The organism is Histophilus somni (genome assembly GCF_014202395.1).
GTDB lineage: Bacteria > Pseudomonadota > Gammaproteobacteria > Enterobacterales > Pasteurellaceae > Histophilus > Histophilus somni.
This window is the reverse complement of sequence record NZ_JACHGQ010000008.1, coordinates 75,729-94,320: the sequence shown is the minus strand read 5'-3', so window position 1 is coordinate 94,320 and position 18,592 is coordinate 75,729. Positions and strand designations below refer to the sequence as shown.

The 18,592-nt window shown below is 38.2% G+C and carries 16 protein-coding genes and 1 pseudogene; 11 read left to right on the top strand and 6 right to left on the bottom strand.

Annotated features, from left to right (window positions below):
• Nucleotides 1-22: 22 nt before the first annotated feature.
• From dusC to rph, 3 genes are all read right to left on the bottom strand, one after another.
• Nucleotides 23-952: a tRNA dihydrouridine(16) synthase DusC gene (dusC, locus tag HNR69_RS06815; protein WP_011609444.1), complete on the bottom strand. Its 930-nt coding sequence runs from the start codon at nucleotides 950-952 to the stop codon at nucleotides 23-25.
• Between the two features lie 4 nt (nucleotides 953-956).
• Nucleotides 957-1,826 carry a co-chaperone DjlA gene (gene djlA / locus HNR69_RS06810; protein WP_011609445.1) on the bottom strand — a complete coding sequence of 290 codons (870 nt, stop codon included), beginning with the start codon at nucleotides 1,824-1,826 and terminating at the stop codon, nucleotides 957-959.
• 99 nt (nucleotides 1,827-1,925) lie between these two features.
• Nucleotides 1,926-2,642 carry a ribonuclease PH gene (rph, locus tag HNR69_RS06805; protein ID WP_012341187.1) on the bottom strand — a complete coding sequence of 239 codons (717 nt, stop codon included), beginning with the start codon at nucleotides 2,640-2,642 and terminating at the stop codon, nucleotides 1,926-1,928.
• Between the two features lie 120 nt (nucleotides 2,643-2,762).
• On the opposite strand from rph, the gene HNR69_RS06800 reads away from it, so the two are divergent.
• Nucleotides 2,763-3,626 carry a YicC/YloC family endoribonuclease gene (locus HNR69_RS06800; protein WP_075293449.1) on the top strand — a complete coding sequence of 288 codons (864 nt, stop codon included), beginning with the start codon at nucleotides 2,763-2,765 and terminating at the stop codon, nucleotides 3,624-3,626.
• A gap of 8 nt (nucleotides 3,627-3,634) precedes the next feature.
• The gene (ygfZ, locus tag HNR69_RS06795) at nucleotides 3,635-4,468 is read left to right on the top strand and encodes a CAF17-like 4Fe-4S cluster assembly/insertion protein YgfZ (RefSeq protein WP_012341186.1); all 834 of its coding nucleotides are present in this window, start codon (nucleotides 3,635-3,637) and stop codon (nucleotides 4,466-4,468) included.
• Nucleotides 4,469-4,504: 36 nt separating this feature from the next.
• Here the strand turns inward: ygfZ and srmB are convergent, their stop codons facing one another.
• On the bottom strand, nucleotides 4,505-5,827 hold the full coding sequence (gene srmB, locus HNR69_RS06790; RefSeq protein WP_041604985.1) for an ATP-dependent RNA helicase SrmB: 1,323 nt from the start codon (nucleotides 5,825-5,827) through the stop codon (nucleotides 4,505-4,507).
• 93 nt (nucleotides 5,828-5,920) lie between these two features.
• On the opposite strand from srmB, the gene HNR69_RS06785 reads away from it, so the two are divergent.
• The gene (locus HNR69_RS06785) at nucleotides 5,921-6,631 is read left to right on the top strand and encodes a tRNA1(Val) (adenine(37)-N6)-methyltransferase (protein WP_075293448.1); all 711 of its coding nucleotides are present in this window, start codon (nucleotides 5,921-5,923) and stop codon (nucleotides 6,629-6,631) included.
• 16 nt (nucleotides 6,632-6,647) lie between these two features.
• On the opposite strand, the gene plsY is transcribed toward HNR69_RS06785, so the two are convergent.
• Nucleotides 6,648-7,226, bottom strand: coding sequence for a glycerol-3-phosphate 1-O-acyltransferase PlsY (gene plsY, locus HNR69_RS06780; protein ID WP_041604983.1), 579 nt, complete (start codon nucleotides 7,224-7,226; stop codon nucleotides 6,648-6,650).
• A gap of 98 nt (nucleotides 7,227-7,324) precedes the next feature.
• Here plsY and folB point away from each other — a divergent pair, with 98 nt between their 5' ends.
• Nucleotides 7,325-7,693: a dihydroneopterin aldolase gene (folB, locus tag HNR69_RS06775; protein ID WP_012341182.1), complete on the top strand. Its 369-nt coding sequence runs from the start codon at nucleotides 7,325-7,327 to the stop codon at nucleotides 7,691-7,693.
• 48 nt (nucleotides 7,694-7,741) lie between these two features.
• On the opposite strand, the gene xerC is transcribed toward folB, so the two are convergent.
• Nucleotides 7,742-8,629, bottom strand: coding sequence for a tyrosine recombinase XerC (gene xerC, locus HNR69_RS06770; RefSeq protein ID WP_075293447.1), 888 nt, complete (start codon nucleotides 8,627-8,629; stop codon nucleotides 7,742-7,744).
• A 296-nt stretch (nucleotides 8,630-8,925) separates the two neighbouring features.
• Between xerC and asd the strand changes: the two genes are divergently transcribed.
• From asd to HNR69_RS06735, 7 genes and pseudogenes are all read left to right on the top strand, one after another.
• A complete protein-coding gene (gene asd / locus HNR69_RS06765; protein ID WP_075293446.1) occupies nucleotides 8,926-9,810 on the top strand; it encodes an archaetidylserine decarboxylase in 885 nt (294 codons plus the stop codon).
• Between the two features lie 26 nt (nucleotides 9,811-9,836).
• Nucleotides 9,837-10,469: a BamJ family beta-barrel-assembly machinery protein gene (gene bamJ, locus HNR69_RS06760; RefSeq protein WP_012341178.1), complete on the top strand. Its 633-nt coding sequence runs from the start codon at nucleotides 9,837-9,839 to the stop codon at nucleotides 10,467-10,469.
• A gap of 237 nt (nucleotides 10,470-10,706) precedes the next feature.
• A complete protein-coding gene (locus HNR69_RS06755; RefSeq protein WP_075293445.1) occupies nucleotides 10,707-12,626 on the top strand; it encodes an ABC transporter ATP-binding protein in 1,920 nt (639 codons plus the stop codon).
• A gap of 123 nt (nucleotides 12,627-12,749) precedes the next feature.
• Nucleotides 12,750-13,817 carry a recombinase RecA gene (gene recA / locus HNR69_RS06750; protein ID WP_075293444.1) on the top strand — a complete coding sequence of 356 codons (1,068 nt, stop codon included), beginning with the start codon at nucleotides 12,750-12,752 and terminating at the stop codon, nucleotides 13,815-13,817.
• A 107-nt stretch (nucleotides 13,818-13,924) separates the two neighbouring features.
• Complete coding sequence (gene recX, locus HNR69_RS06745) at nucleotides 13,925-14,389, top strand: recombination regulator RecX (protein ID WP_075293443.1); 465 nt, start codon at nucleotides 13,925-13,927, stop codon at nucleotides 14,387-14,389.
• A 102-nt stretch (nucleotides 14,390-14,491) separates the two neighbouring features.
• Nucleotides 14,492-16,207, top strand: coding sequence for a proline--tRNA ligase (gene proS, locus HNR69_RS06740; protein WP_075293442.1), 1,716 nt, complete (start codon nucleotides 14,492-14,494; stop codon nucleotides 16,205-16,207).
• A gap of 137 nt (nucleotides 16,208-16,344) precedes the next feature.
• Nucleotides 16,345-18,421 (top strand): annotated as a pseudogene (locus HNR69_RS06735) (TonB-dependent receptor domain-containing protein).
• Nucleotides 18,422-18,592: the final 171 nt, after the last annotated feature.

Sequence of the window (18,592 nt, the reverse complement as noted above, 5' to 3'; positions counted from 1 at the left end):
TAACGTAAATTACACGCCATTTTTATTGTATTTTATGCCGTAATTCCGCCGCACTTTGACAGCTTTTAATTCGCTCAAAAAGTGTGCCAGCTTGAGGATACTCTTTTTTCAGGTATTGTAGCCATTGTTTAATTCTTGCAATATGATAGAACCCTTTGTCAAATTCATTTTCAACATGAGCATATTTATGCAACATCGGCATAACACCTTGTTGCCAATCTAATTTTTCCGCATTGAATTTTATTACATAACTTAAATTAGGAATATTTAAAGCCCCTCGTCCAATCATTAAATCTTGGCAACCAGTAATGGCTAAACAATTTTGCCCATCTTGCCAATGCCAAATTTCACCATTGGCAATAACTGGAATTCGTAATTTTTTTCTGACTTCAGCAATTTTATACCAATTAATCCGATCAGCACGATAACCGTCGCTTTTAGTTCGTCCATGAATCGTTATTTCCGTTGCTCCGCCTTGCTGTACCGCATCGGCAATTTCAAAAACCTGATCAACATTATCCCAACCCAACCGCACTTTTACGCTAACAGGCTGTTCCATTGGAACAGCTTGACGAATAGCTTTTGTTGCTTGGTAAATGAGTTCCGGTTGTTTCAACAATGAAGCACCTCCATTACTTCCATTGACAGCTTTCGACGGACAACCACAATTCAAATCTATGCCCTGAGAACCTAATTCAACGGCTCTTTGGGCATTTTCAGCAAGCCATTGCGGATATTGCCCCAAAAGTTGTACACGAACAGGCGTACCAGACAAAGTAAAGCCCTGATGGTGAAGTTCAGGGCATAAACGATAAAAAACTTTGTTGGGAAGACGCTGATCAACTACTCTAACAAATTCAGAAATACAGAGATCATATTGATTAACCTCTGTTAATAGTTGACGTACAAAAGGATCAAGCACACCTTGCATAGGTGCTAAAAAAACTCGCATTAAGTTATTTCCAACCCTTCGATTTACAAATTAAATCATACGCCGCTTGAATTTGTTGGGCTTTTTCTTTTGCCATTTCCAACATTTCAGGAGGTAATCCTTTAGAAACCAACTTATCAGGATGATTTTCATTCATTAAACGACGATAAGCACGTTTTACAGTTTGTTGATTATCATTTCCTGATACACCAAGCACTTTGTAAGCATCATCTAACGTTGGGCCTGATTGATGATAGCTGTTTTGATATTGTCCTTGCTCTTGATATTGATGATAACTTCCCTGTTGGTAAGTACGACTTTGTTGATAAAAACCGCCACGACTAAAGTGTCGAGCAGCTAATTCCATCGCAAGTATTTGCTCAAATTGGAAACGAGATAACCCTAGCTCTTCTGCTACAATTTGTAAGACACTTTTTTCCGCACCTTGCAATTCATTATCCATAAAAGCAGCTTTGACTTGAATACTCAAAAAGATACGCAACAAATCCGCTCGTTGTCCACAACCTAAACGAAACTCTCGAATAACTTGACGGAGAGGAAAATCAGTTTGCTTACCACGATTAAATGCTTCTTGTGCTAAACGTCTGCCTGCATCATCCAGATTTAATTGCTGCATTAGGCTTGTTGCAAGGGCAATATCATCTTCGGTCACCCTACCCTTTGCTTTGGTCAAATGTCCTAATACGGCAAAAGTAGTTTGCATAAAGAGCGATTGACGAGTGAGTTTATTTTTAAAAAAGCTGGAATTTACACTTCCTAATTCATACAGTTTCTTATCGGCAAGGTGTCCTAGAATTAGGCCGACAACAGCACCAAAAAAACCACCAAAACGCCAACCAAAAATAAAACCGATTATTTTTCCGAGAAAATTCATTTTAACCCCTGTATTTCCACACCATTTTCATTGCGATATTCTTACATTGTAAAAATGTATAATGTATATTGTAGATTTTTTATCTTGCACAAACTATCTTTATTCCGCTAATGCAACACGTTGTGCCACAAAAAGTTGTTCACAACCTTGTTTGGCTAAATCTAATAGGGTAAGAAGTTCTGCATGGCTAAACGGTTCGCCTTCTGCTGTTCCTTGTACTTCAATCATACGTCCATCTTCCATCATCACCACATTCATATCTGTTTCGGCAATGCTATCTTCCACATATTCTAAATCACACACCGTTTCACCGTTGACAATACCAACAGAAATGGCAGCAACTAATCCCTTTATCGGATTAGTTGTCAACGTACCGTTTTGCAACAAAAAATTAATTGCATCAATTAAAGCTACACAAGCCCCCGTGATTGATGCTGTTCTCGTACCTCCGTCCGCTTGAATAACATCGCAGTCCAATGTGATTGCACGCTCACCTAAAGCCTCCAAATCTACCATAGCACGTAATGAGCGTGCAATTAAACGTTGAATTTCCATCGTTCTACCGCCTTGTTTACCCTTAGCCGCTTCACGTTGCATACGGCTATGGGTTGAGCGTGGAAGCATACCATATTCTGCAGTAACCCAACCTTTTCCTTGCCCTTTTAAAAAACGTGGTACACTATCTTCAACCGTCGCTGTACAAATCACTTTGGTTTCACCGAATTCAACTAATACCGAACCTTCAGCATGTTTAGTGTAATGACGAGTAATTTTTATTGGACGGGGTTGATTGATTGCTCTCGCATTTGGACGCATGACATATTCCTTTGAATGAAGTTAAAAAATTTTTGCAATTTTATCATGCAAACTGACATAAAAGAAATTTAACAGTACAATAGCACCGGTAAATTAATATAAAAGTGAGGATATAAAAATATGATTTACAGTATGACTGCCTTTGCTCGTGTTGAAATTAAAAAAGAATGGGGGGATGCCGTATGGGAAATTCGCTCGGTCAATCAACGTTATTTAGAAACCTTTTTTCGTTTACCGGAGCAATTTCGAGGATTGGAAAATACTTTGCGTGAAAAATTACGGCAAAAACTGGCTCGAGGTAAAATCGAATGTAGCTTGCGTATTGACACTAAAAAACAAACCGCACTCAACTTAAATCTTAATCAAAAGTTCGCCAAACAGGTTATTCAATCTTTGCAATATATAAAAGCACAAGCCGGAGAGGGTGAAATCAATCTGATGGATATTTTACGCTACCCCGGTGTAGTGGAAACGCCGGAACAGGACTTGGACAGTATCATCGAAGATTTGTTGCAAGCCTTTGATGATTTGCTTGTGGAGTTTATTGCAACACGAGCTCGTGAGGGAGAAAAAGTTCAAAAATTAATTGAACAACGCCTTATGGCAATTTCCGTTGAGACACAAAAAGTGCGGTCTTTTATGCCGGAAATATTGCAATGGCAACGAGATCGTTTGCAACAACGTTTTGATGAAATTCAATTACAAGCAGATACACAACGTATTGAACAAGAAATGGTGCTATTGGCACAACGTATTGATATAGCTGAAGAGCTGGATCGGTTGCAATTACATGTAAAAGAAACATACGCTATTTTGCACAAAGGCGGGGCTGTCGGGCGTAAACTTGATTTTATGATGCAAGAACTTAATCGTGAAAGTAATACGCTTGCGTCTAAATCTATTAACGCCGATATTACCTCATCAGCGGTTGAATTAAAGGTCTTAATTGAACAAATGCGTGAACAAATCCAAAATCTTGAATAAGGACAAAAATGTTAATTAATCTTAAGCAATATGGTTTAATTTATGTAGAAGGCGTTGATGCCGAAAAATTTTTACAAGGACAATTAACCTGTGATGTAACAAAGTTGGCAATCGGTCAATCCACATTAACCGCACATTGCGATCCGAAAGGTAAAGTCAATTCTCTTTTCCGTCTGATTCGTCATGCAGAACAACAATTTTATCTCTTAATCCGCCAAGATTTACTCAATCATGGCTTAGCTCAATTAAAAAAATATGCGGTTTTTTCTCAAGTGACTTTTAGTGAAAAAAATTGGACTATTGTGGGCATGCTTGATCAGGATCTGAAAGAGTGCGGTGCTATTTCACCACAAATTCGCATTGATTTGGGTAATCGCCAGATTTTATGTTGGGAACAAAAAATGAGCCTTGAATATACGCAAGATACACAATATTGGGATTACTTGGATATGCAGCAAGGCTTTCCAATTTTAACAATAATCGGACAAGGAGAATTTATTCCACAAGCACTGAATTTACAAGAAATCGAACAAGCTATTTCTTTCCAAAAAGGTTGTTATATTGGACAAGAAACTATAGCTCGAGCCAAATATCGAGGGATAAATAAACGTGCCATGTATTTATTGCAAGCCAAAACTGCCGCACTTGTAGAAATTGGTACTGAAATTGAAATGCAATTAGAACATGCTTGGCGTAAAACAGGATGTATTTTAAGTGCGGTCAATCTTAACGGTATTTTATATTTGCAAGTCGTTATGAGTAACCAATTGGAAGAAAATCAACGATTTAGATTACCTGTTGATGAAAGTGAATTGGAAATTTTACCTTTGAGCTATCAATAACATAATCCCCTTAATTCAAGGGGATATATCGTTGGTTTATTCAGCGACTTTTGCACTTGGCTTACGACGTTTGCCAATGTTTTTTATGTCTTTATGGCGAAGTTTTTGTTTTTTCTTCTGCACTGCTTTTTTATTCTCTTCCAACTTAGTTTTGGCTCGGTTCTTTTGCTTTTTACTCACCGTTTTTATCTCACCATCTTTGGGTGGATTAGTTCTTGGCTCTAATCCTTCTATAATTCGAGGTTTTAGCAACTCTCCTGTATAACGTTTTATTTTACCTAATAATTTATAGTCATGTGCTTCAACAAAAGATACTGCGGTACCTTTTTTGCCTGCTCTTGCGGTACGTCCGACACGATGCAAATAAGTATCGGCGTTATAAGGTAAATCAAAATTCATGACATGACTGACATCATCAATATCAATGCCACGAGCTGCAACATCGGTAGCAACTAACACAGTAACCACATCATTTTTCAGTTTATCAATAGCCTTAGTACGCTGAGTTTGTGCCATTTCACCTTCTAGATAAGTGCTGCGAATACCACGTTTGCGTAAAATTTCAGACAATTCACGCACGTTTTCACGACGACGAACAAATACAATACCACGACTTACTTGTTCATTTTCAATAAAACGTGCAAGGAGTTTAATTTTATGTTCATTGCTATCTGCATGATAATACCATTGATTAATTTTTTTACGTTCACGACGACTTGGCTCCGCATTAAATTGCACCGGATCTTTCAGTAAGCGAGAGGCAAAATCCATTAATAACTCACCTTCAAGCGTAGCGGAAAACAACAAGGTTTGCCGACGCCAACGAGTTTCTGCCGCAATTTCTTCTGCATATTGACCAAACCCCATTTGCAACATACGATCCGCCTCGTCAAAAATGAGTATTTCAACGGCTCTACAATCAAAGTTTTCTTCTTTAATATATTGCAGTAAGCGTCCCGGTGTAGCAACAACAATATCTTGGTTTTTATTAAACACTTCACCATGATTTTGATAAGCCACACCACCAGTAATCGTCGCAATACTTAAATGAGTAAATTGAGCCAACTCTTCCGCTTGTTCAGCAACTTGCATAGCCAGCTCACGTGTTGGCGTAAGAACTAAAATTCGAGGAGGGCCGGGTTTACGACGTGGATAATCTAACAAATGCTGAAGAGCAGGTAACAAAAATGCCGCTGTTTTTCCTGTCCCTGTCGGTGCAGAACCTAAAACATCTCTCGCTTCCATGATGGCAGGAATAGCATCAAGTTGAATGACTGTGGGTCGAGAATAGCCTTTTTGGGCAAGGGCTTTTAGTAATTGAGGGGCAAGATCGAAGTCTTCAAATTGCGTTGATGTCATATTTATCCACATTAAAGAATTGGTATTCAAAAAAATTTGTGGCAAATTATACCGCACTTTGTTCTTAAAGTGCGGTCATTTTTCAGGATATTTATGGCAAAAAAGCAAGAGTTTACGTTTAAACAATTTCACATTAATCAAGATCAATGTGCAATGAAAGTGGGGACTGATGGGATTTTATTGGGTGCATGGGCAAATATAAATCAAGCAAATACGTTGCTTGATTTAGGTACAGGTACAGGACTCATTGCGTTGATGTTGGCTCAACGTAGCCCTGAACATTGTCACATTAGTGCAGTTGAATTGGATCCGCAGGCTTATTTGCAAGCAAAAGACAATATCCAACAAAGCCCTTGGGCAAATAAAATCAAGATTTTTCAACAAGATATTATTGTTTTTGCACAAGATTGTGAGCATAAATTTGATGTCATTACGGCGAATCCACCTTATTTTAAGCAAGGTATTAATTGTGCCAGTAAACAACGCAATCTAGCTCGCTATACCTTAACGCAAAGCCACTTGGATTGGCTAAACGCCGCCGAAAAACTATTAAACCTAACGGGTGAAATTCACTTGATTTTGCCATTTGAAGAAGGAAAAAGTTTACAAAAAAAGTGCGGTCTTTTTTGTATTAGAGAATGTAAAATCATCACTAAAGCAGGTAAAACTCCACAGCGTTTATTACTTAGTTTTAGCCGAGAAGAACGGAAATGTGAGGAAAGTCAGTTGGTTATTTATGATCGGAACAATCAATACAGTACAGAATTTAAAACCTTAACCCAAGATTTCTATTTAAATTTTTAAGCAAGCAAATGTAACGTTACTTTTTAAATTTAGACCAAATTTTATCTTCTTGTCCTCGCCATAAACGTTGGATATTTTCATGATGACGATAAACTAACAAACAACAAACTAATGCAACGGGAAAAGTAAATTCTGGTTTAAACCACCATACATAGAAAGGCAATATTAATGCAGTTACGACCGTACTTAATGCAACATAGCCACTAAAGAGAAAGATTAAAAGCCAAGTACCAAGCATTGAGCCGGCGACACCCCAAGCGATGGGGGCGATAGCACCAAATGCGGTCGCCACCCCTTTTCCCCCACTAAATTTAAAGAAAATAGGAAAAATATGACCTAAACAAGCGGCGAGTGCTACCATGCCTAATTCAAAGTAAGTTAACCCTAAATAATAGCCTACCCAAACTGGCAACATACCCTTTAAGACATCACATAGAAAAACTGCCAAAACAAGCCGATACCCCCCTTTTTGTAATACATTTGAGTTTGTTACACGAGCATCGTTTCGCTCGGTAAACCGACAAATCACAACATCACTCGAAATTGACCCTAACAAATAAGTGAATAACATATAAATAATCGCAAACAAACTCATCATCAACTCCCTATCGCTGGAACAGAAAATTTTCGTTCGTCTATTGTACATAAACTTGATAGTATAAGCCTAATGGAATTTCGTTCATCGGAGTTATAATGACAGACAAAATATTTATTGAAGGATTGACCGCACTTGCTCAAATTGGTGTTTATGATTGGGAACAGCAAATCAAGCAAAAGCTCATTTTTGATATTGAAATGGCGTGGGATTGTCGCCGAGCCGCACAAACAGATGATGTAAAATATTGCTTAAATTATGCGGAAGTGAGTGAGTTTATATTGAATTATGTTCAATCTCGCCCATTTTTGTTAATTGAGCGAGTAGCTTACGAAGTTGCAGAGCAATTAAGAGTAAAATTTAATATTTCTTGGGTAAAAATAAAATTAAGTAAACCTAAAGCGATAGCACAAGCTAATAATGTTGGCATTGTTGTTGAGCAAGGTAACCTGTCAAATTGTGCTTGAACGTCCATCAAGTGCGGTAATATTTCGTTTGAATTTGCCTGCTTCCAACTATTTTTTACGTTTGGCTCGAGGGTGTGCTTTGTCGTAAACTTGTGCCAAGTGTTGAAAATCCAAGTGGGTATAAATCTGGGTTGTGGATAAATTACTATGCCCTAATAATTCTTGTACCGCACGTAGATCCGAGCTGTTTTCCAGCATATGGGTAGCAAAAGAATGGCGTAATTTATGTGGGTTGAGATGCCCATTCAAGCCTTGTCGAATACCCCAAGTTTCCATACGTTTTTGAATGGAACGATGAGAAATACGATTGCCTAATTGACTGACAAACAACGCCTCATCTTTCGGATTAAATAACAACCGCACTTTCAGCCATTGTTGGATAGCTTGAGAAGCATAACGTCCAAAGGGTAAAATCCGCTCTTTATTTCCTTTCCCGATGACACGCACTTCACGAGAGCGAATATTAATACTATTCAAATTCAAACTTTGTAATTCTGATAAACGCAAACCTGAACTGTACATCAACTCCATCATCGCTTTATCACGAAGATCGATGGGTTCTTTGCTTTCATTAGTCAATAATTGTTGCACCTGTTCCATATCCATATTTTTCGGTAAATATTTACTTTGCTTAGGTGCAGAAATACCAACGGCTGAATTAACTTTTAATTCACCTTGTACAACCAAATAATTTAGAAATTGTCGTAAAGCAGATAAACGCAACGCTAAACTTCTTTCATGTAATCCTTCTTTGCGACTTTGTGCTAATACAAAACGAACAACACTTGGTGTTACTTGCTGCCAAGATTGAATATCGTTTTGTTGTAAAATCGCTACAATTTTTTCCAATTGACGCTGATAATTTATGAGAGTATATGGACTGAGTTGTCGTTCAATGCGTAAATAATTATAATATTTTTGCAACAGGATATGCATAATTGATTCTCTTATCTATGTTATTAATCTTTGAGTTTCCATTTAATTAAACGCTCAATTACTGCCAGAAATTCACTTCTTTCTGCATAATCGTACACATATTATATCTCCCTCTCTGCTTATTAAAATCCATTATACACCAATAATAGGCTTGACTTAACCAATTCATAATTAACGTCTATTTATTAACTTTAGATTAAAACCGCCCCTCTACGACAAACAATAACTCTTCTGCTGGTTACATTACACCAATAACTTGTTATAATCCTCGTCCAATTTTTACAAGGAAACCTGTTATGTATAATGCTGAAAAAAAACAACCGACTTATTGGCAACGTTTGAAAATTGCTTTTCAATATGTCATGCCACAACTTTATTTAACTCTTGCAGCTGGCTGGCTGGCAAAACAAAAATGGGGAAGTGTAACGCATTTTATTATTAAACTTTTTGCTAAAAAATATCATGTAAATATGCAAGAGGCGGAGAAAACAGAATTTAAGGACTATGCAAGTTTTAATGAATTTTTTATTCGTCCGTTAAAAGCTGATGCGAGAAAAATTGATGAAAATCCTACCGCACTTTGTTTACCTGCGGACGGGCGAATTAGTCAATGTGGACATATTGAGCAACAAACTTTGTTGCAGGCAAAAGGACATAGTTTTAGCTTAGTGGATCTGCTGGCTGGCGATACTGAATTAGCTAAAGAATTTGAACATGGTGAATTTGCTACAATCTATCTTTCTCCTCGAGATTATCATCGAGTGCATATGCCTTGCGATGCTACTTTACGTAAAATGATGTATGTGCCAGGCGATTTATTTTCGGTCAATCCGTTTTTAAATGAACATATTCCTAATTTATTAGCTCGTAATGAGCGTGTGATCTGTGTTTTTGATACGGAATTCGGCACTATGGTGCAGATTTTAGTCGGTGCGACTATTACCGCCAGTATGAGTACTGTTTGGGCTGGAATAATTAATCCACCACGCAGTGCTGAAGTGAAAGAGTGGACTTATAGCGGTGAAAGTGCGGTGCAATTACGTAAAGGACAAGAAATGGGGGCATTCCAGTTAGGTTCAACAGTGATCAATCTATTCCAAGCGGATAAGGTAGAACTGGCAAACCATTTGGACGTTGGTGTGCCTGTACGTGTAGGCGAAGTATTGGCTTATAAGAAATAATTTTCAACGACAATAAAGGGAAAACAATGACAAAACAATTTTTTGCACAGGTTGCCTTAGATGATGTTTCAGCTCAAGGTAGTTATGGTATCGGTTTACAAATCGGTCAACAATTAGTCGATAGCAAATTAGCGGTTAAAGCTGAAGCCGTTGCAAAAGGGATTTATGACGCATTGAATCAAAATCCGCCCGCTTTAGAATTAAACGAAGTTGCTAAAGCGTTACAGGAATTACAGCAACAAGCCAGCGAAATTGCACAAGCACAATTTAAGCAAATTGAAGAAGAAGGTAAAAAATACCTTGAAGAAAATGCGAAAAAAGACAGTGTAAAAGTAACAGACTCTGGTTTGCAATATGAAGTGTTGGTAGAAGGCAGTGGGGCAATTCCAACTCGTCAAGATCAAGTTCGTGTCCATTATACAGGGACTTTAATTGATGGCACTGTATTTGATAGTTCAGTCAAACGTGGGCAACCAGCCGAATTTCCAGTAAGTGGCGTAATTGCAGGTTGGATTGAAGCATTATCTATGATGCCGCTAGGTTCAAAATGGAAATTAACTATTCCACATCATTTGGCTTATGGTGAACGTGGTGCCGGTGCATCAATTCCACCGTTCAGCACGTTGGTATTTGAAGTGGAATTATTGGATATTTTGTAAAGTTTTCCACTTCGAACTTTACGAATCCAATCATCTTTCCGATCGTAACGACTAACTCGAGTATAAACAATCGTTTTTAGATCGTTACGATTAAAGACAATGTTGCGGTTGATCGATCTAAGCGTTGCAAGTTATGTGTACGATCTTCACCTTTGCTCAACTCATCAGGTTTCACCTCTAATTATGTTCCGATTTATGAGTGGAGATATCGGTATTAATCAATAGTGAGTTTATCTAATGATCCTTTTTACAAATTTAACTTTAAAACGTGGAAATACCTTACTCTTAGAAAATACCTGTGCCACTATTAACCCCGGTCAAAAAGTTGGCTTAGTCGGAAAAAACGGTTGTGGTAAATCTTCTTTATTTGCACTACTCAAAAAAGAAATGAGTGCTGAAGAAGGTGATATAACTTTTCCAAATCACTGGGCAATGGCTTGGGTAAATCAAGAAACACCCGCCTTAGAAATAAGTGCGTTAGATTATGTTATCAAAGGCGATCGTGAATATTGCAAATTACAAAAGGCCTTAGCAACTGCTACCGAAAATAATCATGGCAATGATATTGCCCGTATTCATGCACAATTAGACACAATTGATGCTTGGACAATTCAAGCGAGAGCGGCTTCTCTTTTACATGGATTGGGGTTTTCTCAAGAGGATTTAACAAGAACGGTTAAATCTTTCTCGGGCGGTTGGCGTATGCGTCTTAACCTTGCACAAGCCCTGCTTTGTCGCTCTGATTTACTCTTATTAGACGAACCGACAAACCATTTAGACTTAGATGCTGTCATTTGGTTAGAACGTTGGTTAATTCAATATCAAGGCACCTTGATTTTAATTTCACATGACCGTGATTTTCTTGATCCTATTGTGAATAAGATCATTCATATTGAACAACATAAACTGCATGAATACAGTGGCAATTATTCTTCCTTTGAAGTGCAACGTGCAACAAAATTAGCACAACAAACCGCACTTTATCGCCAACAGCAACAAAAAATAAACCATCTACAAAAATATATCGATCGCTTTAAAGCCAAAGCAACTAAAGCCAAACAAGCACAAAGTCGAGTCAAAGCCTTAGAACGAATGGAACTTATTGCACCTGCTTATGTAGATAATCCTTTTACCTTTAAATTTCGTGAACCGCTCGCTTTACCCAATCCCTTGGTTTCCATTGAAAAAGCCAGTGCAGGTTATGACAATGGAGAAAGTACGGTGGAAATTTTACAAAAAATTAAGCTCAATTTAGTACCAGGATCTCGTATCGGGTTGCTCGGTAAAAATGGTGCGGGCAAATCTACGTTAATTAAATTATTGGCAGGAGAATTGACCGCACTTTCCGGCCACATCCAATTAGCAAAAGGCGTACAATTAGGGTATTTTGCACAGCATCAATTGGATACGCTACGTTCGGAAGAAAACGCACTCTGGCATATGCAAAAAATTGCTCCCCAACAAACAGAACAACAATTACGTGATTACTTGGGCAGTTTTGCGTTCCATGGCGACAAAGTAAATCAAGCCGTTTCTTCTTTTTCCGGCGGTGAAAAAGCCCGCTTGGTTCTAGCAATTATTGTTTGGCAACGTCCAAATTTACTCCTGTTGGACGAACCGACCAACCATTTAGATTTAGACATGCGTCAAGCCTTGACAGAAGCATTAATAGATTATCAAGGTTCATTAATCGTGGTTTCCCACGATCGCCATTTACTGCGTAATACGGTAGAAGAATTTTATTTGGTTCATAATAAACAAGTTGAGGAATTTACAGGCGATTTAGAAGACTATCAAAAATGGCTAAATGAAATTAATAGCACGCCGAAGCACAACGAAAAAATCATCAATAATAACGAAAACACCAGTAATCATCGCAAAGAACAAAAAAGAAAAGAAGCTGAACTGCGTCAACGGAGTGCACCATTACGAAAAGAAATTGCCGATATTGAACGCAAAATGCAAATATATCAACAAAAACTACAAGAAATTGAAATGCTGCTTTCTGATACAGTGCTTTATCAAACAGAAAATAAAACAAAACTCACCGCACTTTTAAATGAACAGGTTCAGCTTAAAAAAGCACTTGAAGATGTTGAAGTTTCATGGTTTTCCATGCAAGAAGAATTAGAAAATTTAATTAATAATACGGAATAATTTTCTCTTTTTGCTGATTAGATCGCAAAATTTCTAAAAATATCAAATTTTAAATTGCACTGTATGTGAATACAGTATAATATTGTACATAAATTCTGATACATAATTTACTTGAGGTATAAAATGGCAACCCCAGAAGAAAAAGCAAAAGCACTTGAAGCCGCTCTAGGGCAAATTGAGAAACAATTTGGTAAAGGTGCGATTATGAAATTAGGAGACACCCAAAAACTGGATATCGAGGCAATTTCAACCGGTTCACTTAGTTTAGATGTTGCTCTAGGTATTGGTGGCTTACCAATGGGACGTATTGTTGAAATTTTTGGTCCTGAATCTTCAGGTAAAACTACTTTAACATTATCTGTCATCGCTCAAGCACAAAAAGCGGGGAAAACCTGTGCATTTATTGATGCGGAACACGCCCTTGATCCGATTTATGCTGCTAAATTAGGTGTTGATGTTAAAGAATTATTAATTTCTCAACCTGACAATGGTGAACAGGCACTGGAAATCTGTGATGCCTTAGTTCGTTCCGGTGCTGTAGATGTGGTTATTGTTGACTCTGTTGCCGCTTTAACGCCTAAAGCAGAAATTGAAGGCGAAATGGGTGATACTCATGTTGGTTTGCAGGCAAGACTTATGTCGCAAGCATTACGTAAATTAACAGGTCAGATCAAAAACTCAAATTGTTTGGTCGTCTTTATCAACCAAATTCGCATGAAAATTGGTGTCGTTTTTGGCAATCCTGAAACTACGACAGGTGGTAATGCTTTAAAATTCTATGCTTCTGTTCGCCTTGATATTCGTCGTGTTGGTAGTATCAAAAATGGCGATGAAGTCATTGGTAATGAAACTCGTGTAAAAGTGGTTAAAAATAAAGTAGCACCTCCGTTCCGACAAGTGGACTTCCAAATTTTATACGGTGAAGGTATTTCTAGAAATGGTGAGCTTATTGAATTGGGTGTAAAACACAAGTTGGTAAATAAATCAGGTGCTTGGTTCTCTTATGAGGGCGAAAAAATTGGTCAAGGTAAAGCAAATGCAATGAAATGGTTAGCTGAAAATCCTGATCAAGCTGCTGTTTTGGAGCAAAAATTACGTTCAGAATTATTGGCAAATCCGGAAAAAGCACTATTAGCAGATATTGAAGCTGAATCAGAACAAGATATATCCGGAACGGAAAGTGATTTTTAATTAACACGGAGAGTTTAGCTCTCATCATAGAAAGTGCGGTAAAAAACGACCGCATTTTTCTTCGTCCATACTCTCTTTGATCTACATTAACCGCAAAGGAAAAATATATGTCTTCTCTCGCATTAGGCTACGTGATGAGTTTACTTGCTCGGCGTGAATATAGTGAATTTGAACTTCGTTGCAAAATGCAGGAGAAACGTTTTACTGAGCAAGAAATTACTCAAACACTTACCCACTGTCAACAAAAAAACTGGCAAAATGATAAACGTTTTGCTGAAAATTACCTTTATTACCGTGCAAAACGTGGTTATGGTTTACAGCGAATTAGACAGGAATTGTATCAGCTAAAAGGCATTCCAGCAGAACTAATTAACGAAATTGAGCAAGAAAGTGAAATTGATTGGAACGAAATAGTATTACAGGTTTTAAATAAAAAATTTCCTTACTATCGTGATAAATTAGATTCTAGGGCTAAACAAAAAATTTGGCGTTATATGCTTTCTCATGGATTTAGTCATGATGACTTCGCAAATTACGTCGCTACCGGAAAGGATAACTATTCCCTTGACTAAAAAATATGACTTTCTTATCCCTTTTACTTTTTTTCCAATAGTACTCAATGGTACACTATTACCAATTTTTTTCATTCAAGATCATGAAATATAGGAACAAAAATGCGTACGAGTAAATATTTATTATCAACATTAAAAGAAACCCCAAATGATGCTCAAGTAGTAAGTCATCAATTGATGTTACGGGCAGGTATGATACGACCTTTGGCATCCGGCTTATATAACTGGTTACCCACCGGCTTACGTGTTTTGAAAAAAGTGGAAAATATTGTTCGTGAGGAAATGAATAAGAGCGGTGCAATTGAAGTTGAAATGCCTGTTGTTCAACCGGCAGAGCTATGGCAAGAGTCCCAACGCTGGGAGCAATATGGTCCGGAACTGCTACGTTTTGTAGATCGTGGCAACCGTGATTTCGTCTTGGGGCCTACTCACGAAGAAGTTATTACCGATTTGGTGCATCGTGAAGTCAGTTCTTATAAACAATTACCATTGAACTTATATCAAATTCAAACAAAATTCCGTGATGAAGTGCGACCTCGTTTCGGCGTAATGCGTGGCCGTGAATTTTTGATGAAGGATGCCTATTCTTTCCATACCAGCAAAGAATGTTTACAAAATACCTATGATGTCATGTATCGAACTTACAATAATATTTTTACTCGTTTAGGATTAGATTTTCGTGCCGTACAAGCTGATACAGGATCTATTGGAGGCAGTGCATCTCATGAGTTTCAAGTACTGGCAAAAAGTGGCGAGGATGATATTGTTTTTTCAAGCAATTCCGACTACGCAGCCAATATTGAATTGGCGGAAGCCGTAGCAATAGGTCAACGCCAGGCACCGAGTGCAACTATAGAGTTAGTAGATACACCAAATGCAAAAACTATTAATGACTTAGTTGAACAATTTAATTTATCTGTGGAAAAAACAGTTAAAACACTGATCGTAAAAGGTGCAAATGAAAACCAACCTCTTATCGCATTGATTGTACGTGGAGATCATGAGTTAAACGAAGTCAAAGCACAAAAATTACCGGAAGTCGCCGAGCCTCTAGAATTTGCAAATGAAGACGAAATAAAAACAAAAATTGGTGCCAGTATAGGATCGTTAGGGCCTGTGAATCTACCAATTCCGACTATTATTGATCGCTCCGTGGCACTCATGAGCGATTTCAGCACTGGTGCGAACATTGATGGCAAACATTACTTTAATGTTAACTGGGATCGTGATGTTGCCCTACCTAAAGTAGCAGACTTACGTAATGTTGTAGAAGGCGATCCAAGTCCTGATGGCAAAGGTACTTTACAGATTAAGCGAGGTATTGAAGTTGGGCATATTTTCCAATTAGGTACAAAATATTCGGAGGCAATGAAAGCAACTGTACAAGGTGAGGATGGTCGCCCACAAACGATGATTATGGGTTGCTACGGCATCGGAGTAAGTCGTGTTGTTGCTGCTACTATTGAGCAGTGCCATGATGAAAAAGGAATTATTTGGTCTTCTGATGAAATTGCACCGTTCACTGTAGCAATTATCCCAATGAATATGTATAAGTCAAAAAATGTACAAATTTTTGCTGAAGAATTGTATCAGAGCTTACTCAATAAAAATGTAGATGTTATCTTTGATGATCGAAAAGAGCGTCCCGGAGTGATGTTTGCGGATATGGAATTGATAGGTGTTCCTCATATGATTGTTATTGGTGAAAAAAATTTAGAAAAAGGCGAAATTGAATATAAAAATCGTCGTACGGGTGAAAAACAAATAATTGCTAAGGAGCAGGTATTAGATTTCCTTGCTCAACGAGTTAACGCTTGATTTATGTGAAAATTTGAATGAGAAATATTTGCAATAAAATTAAATTATGTTAGTATCACGCCGTTTTTATCATTGAAAATAATTTTCAATATAAGAATTAGAATATGTTTCTAAAGTTTTTATATTAAGGAAATCAAATGAAAAAGTTTAAATTGCTGCCTATTCCCGCTCTAGTATTTGGTGTGTTTACCGCAAATACATTTGCTCAAACAGATGCTGTGGTATTGGACACCATCAATGTTACAAATCATCAAGGTTTAAAAGTCAAAACCAATGTCGTGACCACCCAAATCAAAGACGAAAGTACGGAAACCGATTTACGCGGTTTACTGAAAAACGAGCCATCTATCGCCATAGGGGGGGGGTAACGGCACTTCTCAATACCTTTATATTCGTGGTATGGGACAAAACTCCATTGATGTTAAAGTGGACAATGCGTATTCTGATGCACAAATTCACTACCATCAAGGTCGTCATATGCTAGACCCTGCCATGGTCAAAATTGTGTCTGTCCAAAAAGGGGCAGGTAGTGCTTCAGCTGGTATCGGTCAAACCAACGGGGCGATTGTTGCCAAAACCCTAGATGCCTTAGATTTACTGGAAGGCAGTGATAAAAACTTCGGTGCAAGAGTTGGCACAGGCTTCAGCACCAATTACTCTCAAAATTATAATGCCACCGTATATGGAAAAAGCGGGATGTTTGATGCGTTAATCGCAACAAACTTTGTCAAAGACGGCAATTACAAAGCCGGTAAAGGTTATTATGATTCAGTAAACAAATCTGACCGTGTCTTGTACAGCGATTTAAATAAACTCAGCTACCTCGCCAAAGTCGGTGCTACCGTCGGCGATCACCGTTTTGTCTTGAGCCATTTGCACGAACAACATGAAGGCGATCGTTTGGTGCGTGAAGAGTTTGTCAATTTTAATCCAACCAAACAAGCCCCCGCTGCACGCAAAATGACGGTCGATAACACCAATTTAGAATGGACAGGGAAAAACTTAGGCTTTGCCAAAGAAGCCACTGTCAATGTTTATCGTTTAGTACATGGTCGTTGGTCTGCCAATGACAAAGGCAATGGTTATGCCGGCAATAGAGAAGGTGCCACTCAAATCAAAGTGGTGACCCAAGGAGCAAACGTCAATTTTGATTTACCGGTTCATCACAATGTACTCGTGAAATACGGTATCAACTACCGCCATCAAGAGTCCAAACCGCACTTTAAAGCCGGAGGTATCTCTAATCAACGTAAATCAGATACTGGTTTTTATGTGGAAGCCATAACAGCAGCCACTGACCAGCTTACGCTAACAACCGGGTTACGCTATGATCAGTTTACCTTTAAAGCGATGGACGGCAAAAAAGTCAGTGATTCAAGTTTTAACCCGAGTATCGGCGTGATTTTCGAAGCCACCCCTGAGCTAAGCTTTAGTGCGAGCCATAACTACGCTACCCGTAGCCCACGTATGCAAGATGCCATTTTAAGTCATGGTCAAAATCGTGGTTTAACCAGTATTCTTGAAGGCACCAAAGCCGAGCAGGCACGCACCACTGAAATCGGGTTTAACTATGACAACGGTACGTTCAGTGTAGACGGTAGCTATTTCTGGCAACGTATCAAAGATGCCCTAGGCACAACCGCCGGTCGCGACAACCACTCGAATCATGGTGGTTGGCAGAGCATCTTAAATGCTGGCAAAATTAAAAACCGCGGTTATGAATTGAATTTCGGTTACCATCAAGGTGGCTTTACCGCTCGTCTTGGTGTCGCCGACAGCAAACCTCGCTTCTACACCAATCTTGGCAAAAAAGCCAAAAAAGGTGGCGGCATCGAAAATAACAAACCACTACTAAGCGGCAATCCTGAATACGCTTCTGCGATGGGTCGCACATGGACGGCATCTGTAAGTTACCGTTTCGAGGAACCTAATATTGAAATCGGTTTACATCACCGCCTTGTTGAAAAAGTCAAAGCTAAAGACGACTTCTTACTGGTAGGGGGTAACGTTACGCCGGGTAAAGGCAAACCTGGTTATAATGTAACTGACCTGACAATCAACTGGAAACCGTTTAACGATGACAGCATGAATGTCAACTTTGCAATTGATAATATTATGAACAAGCATTACAAATCGCATGCACAACGTGGAAATGATAACACGCTTCCAGCACGTGGTCATGAATTCCGCTTGGGTGTAAATTATAAATTCTAGTCTTTAAAATAGAAGATAAGTGGTCAAAAGGAAATACTTTTTGACCGCTTTTTTTATTCGCACTTTGGTCGCCGAGAAAAAAATGAATTATTACGACAACCTTATATTCTATGGACTTTTCTTTTAATCAATAATCCCTATAATAAGGAAAATAAAAAACTTATTAATATT